Consider the following 12,316-nt stretch of genomic DNA (forward strand, 5'->3'; position numbering starts at 1 on the left):
CCGGGTGCAGGTCGGTGGGATCAGAACCCGGGGGACATCAGGAGGATCAGTCCGACGGCTGCCGCGATCACCAGGAAGGCGGACAGCGTAGGCGGAACTCGAGAGGCGATCTGGGTCGCGATTCTGGTCAAGGTTCTCGGTGTCCCATTCTCGTCGCGGGTCGCGGATCCGGCGGGGACTACCCCTCGAAATTGTCAGTCCCCGCCGGTGCCACGTGGTTGGCGCCGGGCCCCCCGTGCGCCGAGGACAACACTGGACGGTCGAGGGGAGCCGAGCAATGTTGACTCTGAGATTCCAGGTATCGTCCCAGTTCGCAGCGGGTGAGGAACTTTTCCGCAGCGGAATTTCGCCCGGTGGTGGAGAGGGATGAACGATGGTTGACGACGACCGCGCGACTGACGAGCGGAATCCGCACGCCCAGGACGACCAGGGTGAGCAGGACCAGTCGGAGCAGGCCCGTCGATTCTTCGCCGACCAGCTGCGGCTGCTGTTCGCGACGGCGGGTGGGCCCGCCCTCAAGAAGGTGGTGTCCGAGGCCTCGGCGGTCGGCCGCGCGATCGGCGTCGACAAGCAGATCTCGGTACAGCGGATCAGCGACTGGCGGTCGGGCAAGCGGGTGCCCGCCACCTTCGAATCGGTGCGACCCGTTCTCGTCGTCCTGATCCGGGCCGCCTCCGCGGTGCACGGACAGCCGCCTGCGCCCGGCCTCTACTCCACCCAGCAGTGGCAGGCCTGGTGGAAGAACGCCCGCGACGTGAGCGCGCCCCGGGCGCGCAGCGAGGCGACGGCACCGGTCGTTGCCGTACCGGTCACCGGGGTGCGGCCGTACCGCGGTCTCGAGCCGTACCGGGCAGAGGACGCCCGACTGTTCTTCGGCCGGGTGGATAGCCTGCGGGGGCTGGTCGACGCGGTGGTCTCCGCGCAGGGGCACGGCATGGTGATCGTGACCGGCGCGTCCGGCGTCGGAAAGTCGTCGCTGGTGCAGGCGGGACTCGTCCCGGAGCTGGCCCGGGTGGCGCCGGGCGCGGGCGACAGTGCCTGCGTGCCGGTCGTGGTCACCCCGGGACAGGCGCCGCTGCAGGCGCTGTGCGACGCGATCCCGGAGCTGACGGGCGTCGTCGACAGCCCCGACCCGGAGTCGGTGCGACGTGCCCTGCGCGGCGCGGCCGGCCGGCTCGGTGCCGCGACGTTGCTCGTCGTCGTCGACCAGACCGAGGAGCTGTTCACCCAGTGCGGCGACCCCGACGAGCGGGCACGATTCCTCCTGGTCCTCGACTACGCGGCCTCGACGCTGTCCGACGACGAGACCCCCGATTCGGCGCCCTCGGTCGTGGCGACCATGCGCTCGGACTTCTACGAGCCGGCGCTCGCCTACCCGGTGCTGGCCCACGCCCTCGAACGGCACAGCAAGACGGTCGCGCCGCTGACCCGTTCGGACATGGTGGACGTGATCACCCGTCCCGCCCGGCTGATCGGGCTCAAGCTCGAGGCAGGGCTGGTGGAGTTGATCCTGCACGATCTCGGTGCGCTGACCTCCGAGGAGGGCAGCAACACCGTCCTGCCGCTGCTCTCGCACCTGCTCGACACCATGTGGGAGCGCAGGCGGGGCGGCACGCTCACGATGTCGAGCTACCGGGCGACCGGAGGCGTGCGGGGATCCGTCGCGGCGACCGCCGAACGCACCTGGGAGGAGTTGGACCCGCACGGGCAGGTGCTGGCCCGGTCGATGATGGTGCACCTGGTGTACGTCACCGACGCCGGCACCGATGTGAAGATCCGGCGGACCCTGCCGCAGTTGCTGGCCTTCGGCGGCGAGGACACCGAGGCCGCGCAGCGGGTGGTCGACCAGTTCATCGCGGCCCGGGTCCTGGTCGCCGACACCGAGAGCGTCGAGCTCATCCATGACGCGGTGATCGACGCCTGGCCGCGGCTGAAGAACTGGATCCAGGAGGACCGGTCCTACTCGGCACTGCGCCAGCAGATCGAGGCGGACGCCGCGCACTGGGCGGACGCGGACCGCAACCACAGCCTGCTCTACCAGCGCGGCCGGCTGGACATGGTCGCCGAGCAGAACCCGTGGGGTCCGGTGGCCGCGCCGCTGGAGCCGACGGCGGCGGAGTTCCTGGCGGCGTCGACACAGCAGGTGCAGCGCAACACCTGGATCCAGCGGGGCGTCATGGCGGCGCTGGCGCTGTCCACGGTCCTCGCTCTGGTGGCGGGCGTGATGGCGTGGACGGCGAAGAGTCGCGCGGAATCGGAACGCAGCGCCGCGCAGTTCCGTCAGGTGGTCGCGCTGTCGGATTCGTTGCGCGAGTCGGACCCGACGACCGCCGCCCAGTTGTCGCTGGCCGCGTGGCAGATGGACCCGGCCAGCGACGCGGCGTACTCGAGCCTGATTGCCTCCGAGTCCACCCCGATCGGACGGCCGTTGAGCGGGCACCGCGGCCCGGTCTACGGCGTCGCCCTCTCGCCGGACGGCAAGACGATGGCGTCGGCCAGCGACGACCGTACGGTCCGGCTGTGGGACCTGAGTGACCGGTCCGATCCGAGGCCGGTGGGCGAGCCGCTGACCGGCTCCGACCAGTACATGGCATCAGTGTCGTTCAGTCCGGACGGCCGGATCCTGGCGGCCGGCAGCGGCGACGGCACCGTGTTCATCTGGGACGTCACCGACCGGTCCGCGCCCAGGCCGCTGCTCGAGGCGGCCCCGACGGGTGCCCGAACGGTGCACAACGTCCGGTTCAGCCCGGACGGGCGGACGTTGGCCGCGCCGAACGACAACGGCACCGTGACGCTGTTCGACACCTCGGATCCGTGGTCGGGCCAGTTCCCCGCCACGGTGCTCGTGGCACACGGCGGTGCGGTCCGGACGGTCTCGTTCCGGCCCGACTCGGCGGTGCTGGCGACGGCCAGCGACGACCGCAGCGTCCGGTTGTGGGACATCGCGGTCCCGACCCGGCCCGTGCCGCTGCCGTCGGTGCTCACCGGGTTCGGCGACGTGGTGCACTCGGTGGCCTTCGCGCCGGACGGACGGACCCTCGCGGCGAGCAGCGACGACGGATTCGTCCGGGTCTTCGACGCCACCGACGTGGCGGCGGTCCGAGAGGTCGGGGCGCCGGTACAGGCACACACCGGCGGGATCTGGACGATCGCCTTCGCGGCGGACGGCGCGACCCTCACCAGCGCCTCCTGGGACGGCACGGTGAAGCGGTGGTCCGTGGACCCGGAACGCCGGACCCTGCGGCCGCTGCGGCCGGCGTTGACCGGGAACGGGGGCGGGGTGCCCGCGATGGCCCTCTCGCCGGACGGCGAGACGGTGGTCACCGGTGGGCAGGACTCGATGGTGCGGGTGTGGGCCCTGCCGCGGACCAACCTGCCCGTCTCCGAGTCCGCGCTGTCGCTGCCGTCGACGAGCCGGGACGGTTCGCTCATGGCCACGGGCGGGTACGACTCGGTGATCCGGCTGTGGCGGGTCGGCAACGACGGGCGGTTGGCCGCTGCGAGCGCGACCCCGATGCCGCGGCCCCTCGGCGGCGCGCACGTGGCGGCACTCTCGCCCGACGGGAAGATGATGGCGACGACGCCCACCACCGGCGGGCATGTCCAGTTGTGGGACGTGCGCGATCCGGCGCACCCGACCGCACTGGGCGCGCCGATCGTGACGCAGACACGATTCACCTGGGAGATGGCGTTCAGCCCGGACGGCAACACCCTGGCGCTGGGTGACGACGACTTCAGCGTGCGGCTGTGGAACCTGGCCGACCCCGGGCACCCGGTGCCGTGGGGTGAGCCGTTGGACGGCCCGAGCAATCTCGTCCGGGTCGCGGCCTTCAGCCCGGACGGCAACACCCTGGTGGCCACCGACGCCGACGGCGGGGTGCACTCGTGGGACGTGCGGGACCCCGCGCGTCCCGAGTCGCACGGCGTGTCCCATGCCGGGGAGGGCGGGATCAATGCGCTCTCGTTCAGCCCGGACGGCACCAGGATTGCGACCGGTGACGACGATCAGGCGGTGGTGGTGTGGGACCGGGCGGCGGACGGATCGCTCTCGGCCCGCCAGCCGGCTCTGCTCGGGCACAGCGGCACCGTCTACTCGGTGTCGTTCAGTCCCGACGGGCGGCGACTGGTGAGCGGCAGCGACGACGGCACGGTGCGACTGTGGGACGTCTCCGACGCCGGACGGGCCCGGGAGGTGGGCGGCCCGATCGCCACCACCGGCACCGGCCGATGGCAGGTCGGCTTCCTGCCGGGGGCCCACACCGTCGTCGCCGCGGGCGGGGACGGTGTGCTGCGTGCCTGGGGGTTGGACGCGGCGGCGATCATCGCCCGGATCTGCGCGGCGACCGAGGAACTGTCGCCGGACCGGGCGGCGAGTTTCGAGCTTTCCGTGCCGACGCGGGGGGCCTGTGAGGCCGAGGGTGGGGAGAGTTAACCGAGGGCGAGGATGCTCGACGCCTTGTCCAGGCACTCCTGCCACTCGGCGTCGGGGTCGGAGTCGATGGTGATGCCGCCGCCGACGCCGAGGACGGCGCCGCCGTGCGGATCGAACTCGACGGTGCGGATGGCCACGTTCAGCTCGACGCCGGCCAGGGGCGACGCGAACCCGACAGTGCCGCAGTAGATTCCGCGCGCATCCGGCTCCCACTGCGAGAGCAGTTGCCGGGCGCGGTGTTTGGGACAACCGGTGACGGAGGCCGGCGGGAAGGTGGCGTCGAGGAGCTCGCCCGTGCCGGTGTCGGGAGGCACCGTCGCCTCGACCGTGGACACCAGATGCCACACGCCCGGTGCGGGATACACACCGAGCAGGTCGGTCACGGTCACCGAACCGGGGACGGCGAGGTGGCCGAGGTCGTTGCGGACCAGGTCGACGATCATCACGTTCTCGGCCACGTCCTTGACGGAGGCGCGGAGTCGGTCGGGGTCCGCCGCGATGGGCAACGTCCCCTTGATCGGGCTGGAGGTGACCCGGTCGCCGTGACGGGCCAGGTACAACTCGGGGGAGAGGGACGCGATCGCGCCCCAACCGCCCTGCACGAAGGCGGCGCGGGCGGGCCGCGTGGACTCGACGGCGTCGGCGAAGAAGTCCAGCGGCTCGCCGTGCGCGCGCCCGCGGAACTGGGTGCACACGCAGGCCTGGTAGACCTCGCCGGCGCGGATGGCCTCGAGGCACTCCTCGACGCCGTACCGGTGGGCGTCGCGGTCGGGCGCGGTCCAGTCGAGCCGCCACGGCCGGCGGGCCGCCCACGGCGCGGTCGCCGCCGCGGCCCACTCCGCGGGGCACGGACTGTCGGTGAGGGACTCGTACCACCAGCAGCCCTCGGTGTCCTGGCACAGGACGCTGTCCGTCCAGCCGCCCGCCGACTCGGGCAGTGCCGGTACGGCTCCCGAGGTCGGCAGGTCCGGGTAGGCGCGGTACCCGATCCAGCCGCCGCCGATGGGCGTCCGACCGGTAGCGTCCGCCGCGTCGGCCCGGTGCCCGGGGGCCTCGAAGGCCCGGCTCGGGGGAACCGGCACCGTGTCCACGCTCGGCGCCAGCACGGCCCGGCGGCCGAACCAGTCGCCGATCAGGGCGGCGGGCGGCGGTGTCCGGCGGTCGGCGGCCAGGGAGGCGAGGGCGCGCAGCACCTCGGCCGGGTTGCCGCCCTCGCCCAGCCTGTCGATCCGCATCCGTCCAGCCTGTCACGGGGGCGCCCGCCCGCCCGAATCGCGCAGGCAGGGTGCCGTCCACGGTCGGCGTGGCCCGGGCCGGGCGGTGGGTCGTCAACCGGCGATCGCCCGCCCGCCGTCGCCGAGGTTCGCCGCGTCCGCGGCAGACCGTCCCGCACGCAGCCCTCGCGGGTCGACCGCCGAGTTCCGCATGGTCTTCACGGGTCCGAAGAGGCGCGTCACCTCTGCGTGCACGGCCTCGGCCCGATCGGCCAGGATCGGGAGCAGGTCGGCGAACCGCACCTGTGACTCGGACACGGCCTGTGCGGTCGCGGCCTTGCCCGCCTCGGTCAGTCGTTGGCCGATCCGCACGGCGAAGCCGAAGAGGAACGCCTTGCGGAAAGACACGGACCGAGAGCCCTTCTCGCCCGCGGTGTGCATCGCGCGGGTGGCCTGGACGAGCAGCGAGGTGAACAGCATCTCCACCTGCGCCAGGTCCACCGGCGACCCGATCGTGGTGGCGATGGCCAGCCGCAGGTTGAACACGGTCTGCACCTGGTTTGCCTCACCGATCGCCGTCAGCAGCAGCGCCTTCTGCTTGACGTACGGGTTGTCGAGGTGAATTCGCTTGCTGTGCACCGTGATCGACGATCCGGGTGCGGCCGCCTCGAGAAGTGCCGAGTCGATCGCGTACCGCGTCATCAGTTCTTGGGCCTTGGCGGTGAGGGTCTCGGCCTCCTCGGTGAACTCCGTGCTCTCCGCCTTCGCGAGGAGCCCGCGAATCTTGTTCAGCACCTTCGTGTCCGCGACCGCCGGGTCGGTGTCCCGTTCCGGGGCGGGATCCGTGCGCTGCCGGGGCCAGGCCGAGGGCGGCGGGCACAGGGCGGTCCAGGGGCCCAGTGTCTGCCAGAACCGGGCCAGCGGCCATCCGTGTGACGGGTCGATCCCGGGGTCCCGGTCGGCGGTGGGATCGGTGTCCGCGCCGGGGTGCGCGTCCGCGATCGCACGCAGCTGGTCGAGCCACTGCCGTGGTGCGCGAGACCACGCGCCGCTGCAGTGCGACTCGCGCAGGATCAGTGCGGCGGCCGGGTCGGCGAAGGCTGCCTCGAGCGACCGCTTCGTGACGTGCAGGACGTCCGCGGGCTGCCAGCCACGCTCGTATGCCGCGGCCAGCGCGGCCGGGGCGTCGAGCGCGGTCGGCGGGCCCTCGCGACGGGTGGCGTGGCCGTCCCGGGCCGGCCGGTCGTCGTCGTTCCAGTCGTCCGGACCCCAGTCGTCCTCGACGTCGGCCGGGTACGCGCCACCCCAAGGGTCTCGAATGTCCGTTCGATGATTCGTCATGTCGGCAGTGTGCACCAGGACACCGACAAGTCCGGTCTTCGCAGGTCGGCAGTGCTACTTCCGATTGATCCGGCCGGCGCCCGGCGTCAGGGACGCGTCGTCCGCGGCGGCCCGGCCGGCGTGCCATCCGCCCGCGTCCACCGAACGGGCCCGGGACCTCCGGGTGCCGGGGAAGAGCCGGTTGAACTCCGCCTCCACAGCCGCCGACGTGGTCGCGAGGATCGGCAGCAGGTCGCTCACCGGCATGGACTCGTCGGCGGCCGCGGCCTCGGTGGCCCGGGCGTCTGCCTCACGCAGTCGTTGCCCGACCCGGCTGGCGAACCCGGCCAGGAACGCCTTGCGGAACGCCGTGGTGCGCGCGCCGCTGCGACCCTGCGCGGCGGTCGACTGCAGGGTGCGGTTGGCCTGCACCAGCAGGGAGGTGAACAGCAGGTCCACCTGCTGCAGGTCGACCGGGGTGCCGACGGCGACGGCGATGGAGAGGTCGCCGAACCACACGGTGCGGACCCGGTTGGCCTCGCCGATCGCGGTCAGCAGGTGCACCTTCTCCGTGACGTACGGATTGTCGAGGTGCACGCGGCGACTGCGGACGTTCGCGGGGCCGGCGTGGGCGCGAGTGCGCAGCAGGGCGGCGTCGATCGCGTACCGCGTCATCAGTTCCTGCGCCTTGGCCGTGAAGGTCTCGGCCTCCTCCGTGAACTCTGTGCGCTCGGCCTTGGTGAGCAGACCCCGGATCCGGTTCAGCATCTTGGGGTCGGCCGCGGCGGCCGGTGTCGCGGGCTGAGCAGTCGGGGCCGGGCCTTCGGCCGGCCACCGTGTTGAGGGGGCCGAGTCTTCGGCCGGCCACTGCGACGGCGGGTCGGTGAGGAACGTCCACGGCGGCAGCCGGTTCCACTCGGCGGCGAGTTCGGCGAACTGGTAGCCGAAGAAGCCGGACCGGCCTGCGGTGAGGGCTGCGGCGAGGTGCCGGCCGGTCGGGTCGCCGGCGGGCAGTTGCCCGACGAGCCGGGCCTGCGCCGGGTACTGCTCGGCGACGGCGTCGAGCTGACCGGTCCAGTCCGACGGGGCCCGCTCCGCGGCGCGGGCGCGCCGCGCCTCGTACAGCGTGGCGGCGGCCGCGAGTTCCGGCGGCGACTCGTCGCCGCGGCGGGTCACGTGCAGCAGGTCGGCGGGCTGCCAACCGCGTTCGTAGGCCGCCGCCACCGCCGCGACGAGGGCCAGTGCCTCGGCGCCCGGTGCGTCGTCGTCGTTCACAGCGTCGTCACCCGCAACGTCACGCCGAGCGTCAGCCGGCGTCGGGCTCCACGTACCGCGGGAACACCGGCGACGGCGCGGGCAGCGGGTGCCCGGCCACGATCCGGGTGCCGATGGCCGCGAAGTCGCGGGCCTCGGACGCCTGTCCCAGCAGGTCCAGGATCTTCGCGGCGGAACCCGGCATCACCGGCTGCACCAGGATGCCGACGATGCGCACCACCTCGAGGGTCGTGTACAGGACGGTGGCCATCCGCGCCGGGTCCGTCTTGCGCAGCACCCACGGCTCCTGCTGCGAGAAGTACCGGTTGGTCTCGCCCAGCACGTGCCAGATCGCCTCGAGCGCCTGGTGCAGAGCCTGCTTGTCGAAGTCGGCGCGCACCGTCTCGAGCAACGCGTCGGCCTTCGCGAGCAGCGCCCGGTCCTCCTCGGACAGCTCGCCGGGGGTGGGCACCTGGGCGTCGCAGTTCTTCGCGACCATGGTCAGCGAGCGCTGCGCCAGGTTGCCGAGCTCGTTGGACAGGTCGGCGTTCATCCGGGTGACGATCGCCTCGTGGCTGTAGCTGCCGTCCTGGCCGTAGGAGATCTCCCGCAGCAGGAAGAACCGCAGTGCGTCGAGGCCGTACTGCTCGACCATCTCGAGCGGGTCGACGACGTTGCCGACCGACTTCGACATCTTCTCGCCCTTGTTGTAGAGGAACCCGTGCACGAAGACGCGCTTGGGCAGCTCCAGCCCGGCCGACATCAGGAATGCCGGCCAGTAGACGGTGTGGAAGCGGGAGATGTCCTTGCCGATGATGTGCAGGTCGGCGGGCCAGAACTTGCGGAAGGACTCCGAGTCGACGTCCGGGTAGCCGGCGCCGGTCAGGTAGTTCGCCAGCGCGTCCACCCAGACGTACATGACGTGGCCCGGGTGGCCGGGGACCGGGATGCCCCAGTCGAAGGTGGTCCGCGAGATCGACAGGTCCTTGAGGCCGCCCTTGACGAAGCTGACGATCTCGTTGCGCCGGGTCGCGGGCTCGAGGAACTCGGGCCGGGACTCGTACAGCTCCAGCAACCGGTCCTGGTAGTTCGACAGCCGGAAGAAGTAGGTGGACTCCTCGGTCCACTCCACCGGGGTCCGCGTCTCGGTCGCGAGGCGGGTGCCGTCCTCCTCGACCGTGGTCTCGGCCTCGGTGTAGAACGCCTCGTCGCGCACCGAGTACCAGCCCGAGTAGGTGTCGAGGTAGATGTCGCCGGACTCGACCATCTTCTGCCAGAGCACCTGGCAGGCGGCCTCGTGATCGGCGTCGGTGGTCCGGATGAAGCGGTCGAACGAGACCTCGAGGACCTTGTCCAGCGCCTCGAACTGGTCGGAGTTCCGCGCGGCAAGGTCGCGGACGTCGATGCCTTCCTTCGCCGCCGTCTGCTGCATCTTCAGGCCGTGCTCGTCGGTGCCGGTCATGAAGAACACGTCGAACCCGTCGAGTCGCTTGAACCGCGCGATCGCATCGGAGGAGATGTACTCGTAGGCGTGACCGACGTGCGGGACACCGTTCGGGTACGCGATGGCGGTGGTGACGTAGAACGGGGGCCGGGAAGCGGAGGCGGGCGAAGTCATGGTGGGCCTACTCTAACTGCGTCGCGCGCAAACGTGACGAGCAGACCTGTCCGCACTCAGCTGCGGGGTGTCGGGTCGGAGCCGAGGACGCGCCGTTCGTAGCCGGTCCGGGTGGACGAGCCCCGCATGGCCCTCACCTGGTCCGGCACCATCGAACGGGTGATCAGGTCGCGGACCGGTCGAGGCAGCACGTTCACCGCACGGACCAGGGGGCCGAGGTAGCCGGGCACCGTCACCTCGAAGCGCGGGCGTTCGATCACCTTGACCACCGCCCGGGCCACGTCGGCGGGCTGGAGCATCGCGGCGGCGCCGGTGGCCGTGCCGACGGCAAGTTCGGTGTTCACCACGGTGGGCATCACCACCGAGAGTTCGACCCGGCTGCCGGACAGTTCCGCGCGTACGCCGCTCAGGTACCCGAACACCGCGTGCTTGGTCGCCGCGTAGCTGGACTCGCCGGGCGGCGCCAGCTTCGAGGCCGCCGACGCGACGGTGACGATGTGGCCGGCGCCGCGGGCGCGCATACCGGGCGCGGCGAGCGTGACGCCGTTGACGACGCCGTGCACGTTGACGTCGAACTGGCGGCGCCGGGCCGTCTCGGGCTCCTCGTCGAACGGGCCGACCCACATCACCCCGGCGTTGTTGACCAGTACGTCGAGCGGACCCCACTGTCCCTCGACCTCGGTGAGGAAGGCGGCGAACGAGTCCCGGTCCGCGACGTCGAGGTCGAGGCCGAGTGTGGTGCCGGTCAGCTCGCCCGAGGTGGCGCGGGCGGCGTCGCCGTCCTTGTCGCCGATGGCCACCTTCGCGCCGGACTCGGCGAGTTGGGCGGCGATCTCGCGCCCGATGCCACGGGCGCCGCCGGTCACTGCGATGACTCGTCCGACGAGTGTTCTCTTCTTCACGTGGGTCTCGCTCTCGGGTCCCGTCGCGGTGCGGCTGTCCGTCGTCACGAAGTGACCTCTGCATCGTGACAGATCACGGCCCCGGTCAGCGAGGTCTTCGCGGCCACGGGGCGCACCGATCTGCCTGGGTGTCGTGGCAACCGGACCGTCGTACGACAATGGCCGCATGAGCAAAGACCGTCCGGCGCCGGATCTGCCCACCCCGCTCGCGCCGTTGATCGACTCGCACACCCACCTCGACGCCTGCGGCGCCGTCGACGCGGCGTCCGTCGCGGCGATCGTGGACCGGGCCGAGAAGGTCGGCGTCGGCCAGGTCGTCACCGTCGCCGACGACCTGGCGGCGGCCCGGTTCGCGGTGGACGCCGCGCACTGGGACCCACGCGTGTACGCCGCGGTCTCGATCCATCCCACCCGGGCCAACGTGCTCGACGACGCGACGAAGGCGGAGATCGAGCGGCTCGCGGCGGACCCGCGGACCGTCGCGGTGGGGGAGACCGGCCTGGATTACTACTGGCCCGGCAAGCTCGACGGCTGCGCCACGGTGGAGGAGCAGGTCGAGGGGTTCCGCTGGCACATCGACCTGGCCAAGCGGCTGCGCAAGCCGCTGATGATCCACAACCGGGAGGCCGACCACGACCTGCTGGCCGTCCTGCTCGACGAGGGCGCGCCGGACACCGTGATCTTCCACTGCTTCTCGTCCGACGCGACGATGGCGCTGGCCTGCGTGGAGGCGGGGTACGTGCTGAGCTTCTCCGGCACGGTCAGCTTCCGTAACGCCCGCGAGCTGCACGAGGCCGCGAAGCTGGTGCCGGACGACCAGTTGCTGGTCGAGACCGACGCGCCGTACCTCACCCCGCACCCGTTCCGCGGCGCGCCGAACGAGCCGTACTGCCTGCCGTACACGGTCCGTTCGCTCGCGGAGACCCGCGGTCAGGACCCGTTCGACCTGGCGGCCGCGTCGACCGCGACGGCCAGGCGGGTCTACCGCATCTAGCCCGGGAGTAAATTGGGCCGCAAAGGTAAGCGACGAATGCACGGGTTCACGAATTCGACTCCCGCCGACCGCGGCGTCGACACCATCGACGTGTACATCGCGGCGTGGGAGATCGAGTGCTGCGCCCCACCGCCCGAGGTGGGCCGCGAGGGGACGTGGGTGCTCGCCTTCACCGCCGACGACACCGAGCCGGAGGTCTTCCACCGACCCGTTCGCTGGGATCGGACCAGCCGCAAGCTCAGCGCCGGTGGCGCCAGCGCCTACTGGCGAGACGCGCCCGACGACCTGTCCGACCACCCCACCGGGCTACGCGGGCGGCTGTGGGGGACGGTGCACGGCGCGGATGTCCCGGATGGATTCGACAGCACCACCGGCTCGGTCCGGGGCGTGTACCTGCTGGACGAGCTCTATCGCGAGAACGAGATCGGCGCCTGGTGCCCCCTCCCGGGGACCGCGGTGCGGTCCCCGGTGTCGAAGAGCCCCAGCTGGTTCGGCGGCAGTGGGACCTTCGTGTCCGGCATGGACTGCCGCAAGCAGACCGGTGTGGTGGTGGAGCTGGCGGTCCGGGGCTGACGCGGCGCG

The 12,316-nt window shown here is 71.9% G+C and carries 8 protein-coding genes; 3 read left to right on the forward strand and 5 right to left on the reverse strand.

What is annotated here, in order from left to right; translation table 11 throughout:
* Nucleotides 1-373: 373 nt before the first annotated feature.
* Nucleotides 374-4,432: an nSTAND1 domain-containing NTPase gene (locus AC1DWC_RS17245; RefSeq protein ID WP_477909946.1), complete on the forward strand. Its 4,059-nt coding sequence runs from the start codon at nucleotides 374-376 to the stop codon at nucleotides 4,430-4,432.
* Here AC1DWC_RS17245 and AC1DWC_RS17250 read toward each other — a convergent pair.
* The 5 genes from AC1DWC_RS17250 to AC1DWC_RS17270 form a co-directional block, all read right to left on the reverse strand.
* Nucleotides 4,429-5,667 (reverse strand): aminodeoxychorismate synthase component I, encoded by a 1,239-nt coding sequence (locus AC1DWC_RS17250; RefSeq protein ID WP_477909948.1) that lies wholly within the window; start codon nucleotides 5,665-5,667, stop codon nucleotides 4,429-4,431. The genes AC1DWC_RS17245 and AC1DWC_RS17250 overlap by 4 nt on opposite strands.
* 93 nt (nucleotides 5,668-5,760) lie before the next feature.
* Entirely contained in the window at nucleotides 5,761-6,987 is a 1,227-nt protein-coding gene (locus tag AC1DWC_RS17255) for a DUF2786 domain-containing protein (protein ID WP_477909950.1), read from the reverse strand.
* A gap of 54 nt (nucleotides 6,988-7,041) precedes the next feature.
* Nucleotides 7,042-8,241: a DUF2786 domain-containing protein gene (locus AC1DWC_RS17260; RefSeq protein WP_477909952.1), complete on the reverse strand. Its 1,200-nt coding sequence runs from the start codon at nucleotides 8,239-8,241 to the stop codon at nucleotides 7,042-7,044.
* 31 nt (nucleotides 8,242-8,272) lie between these two features.
* Entirely contained in the window at nucleotides 8,273-9,838 is a 1,566-nt protein-coding gene (gene metG, locus AC1DWC_RS17265) for a methionine--tRNA ligase (RefSeq protein ID WP_477909954.1), read from the reverse strand.
* 56 nt (nucleotides 9,839-9,894) lie between these two features.
* Nucleotides 9,895-10,740 (reverse strand): SDR family oxidoreductase, encoded by an 846-nt coding sequence (locus tag AC1DWC_RS17270; protein WP_477909992.1) that lies wholly within the window; start codon nucleotides 10,738-10,740, stop codon nucleotides 9,895-9,897.
* Nucleotides 10,741-10,906: 166 nt separating this feature from the next.
* On the opposite strand from AC1DWC_RS17270, the gene AC1DWC_RS17275 reads away from it, so the two are divergent.
* Nucleotides 10,907-11,734, forward strand: coding sequence for a TatD family hydrolase (locus AC1DWC_RS17275; RefSeq protein WP_072847033.1), 828 nt, complete (start codon nucleotides 10,907-10,909; stop codon nucleotides 11,732-11,734).
* A 36-nt stretch (nucleotides 11,735-11,770) separates the two neighbouring features.
* Nucleotides 11,771-12,307 (forward strand): DUF6578 domain-containing protein, encoded by a 537-nt coding sequence (locus AC1DWC_RS17280; protein WP_477909956.1) that lies wholly within the window; start codon nucleotides 11,771-11,773, stop codon nucleotides 12,305-12,307.
* Nucleotides 12,308-12,316: the final 9 nt, after the last annotated feature.

The organism is Rhodococcus sp. P4_C10 (assembly GCF_056402135.1).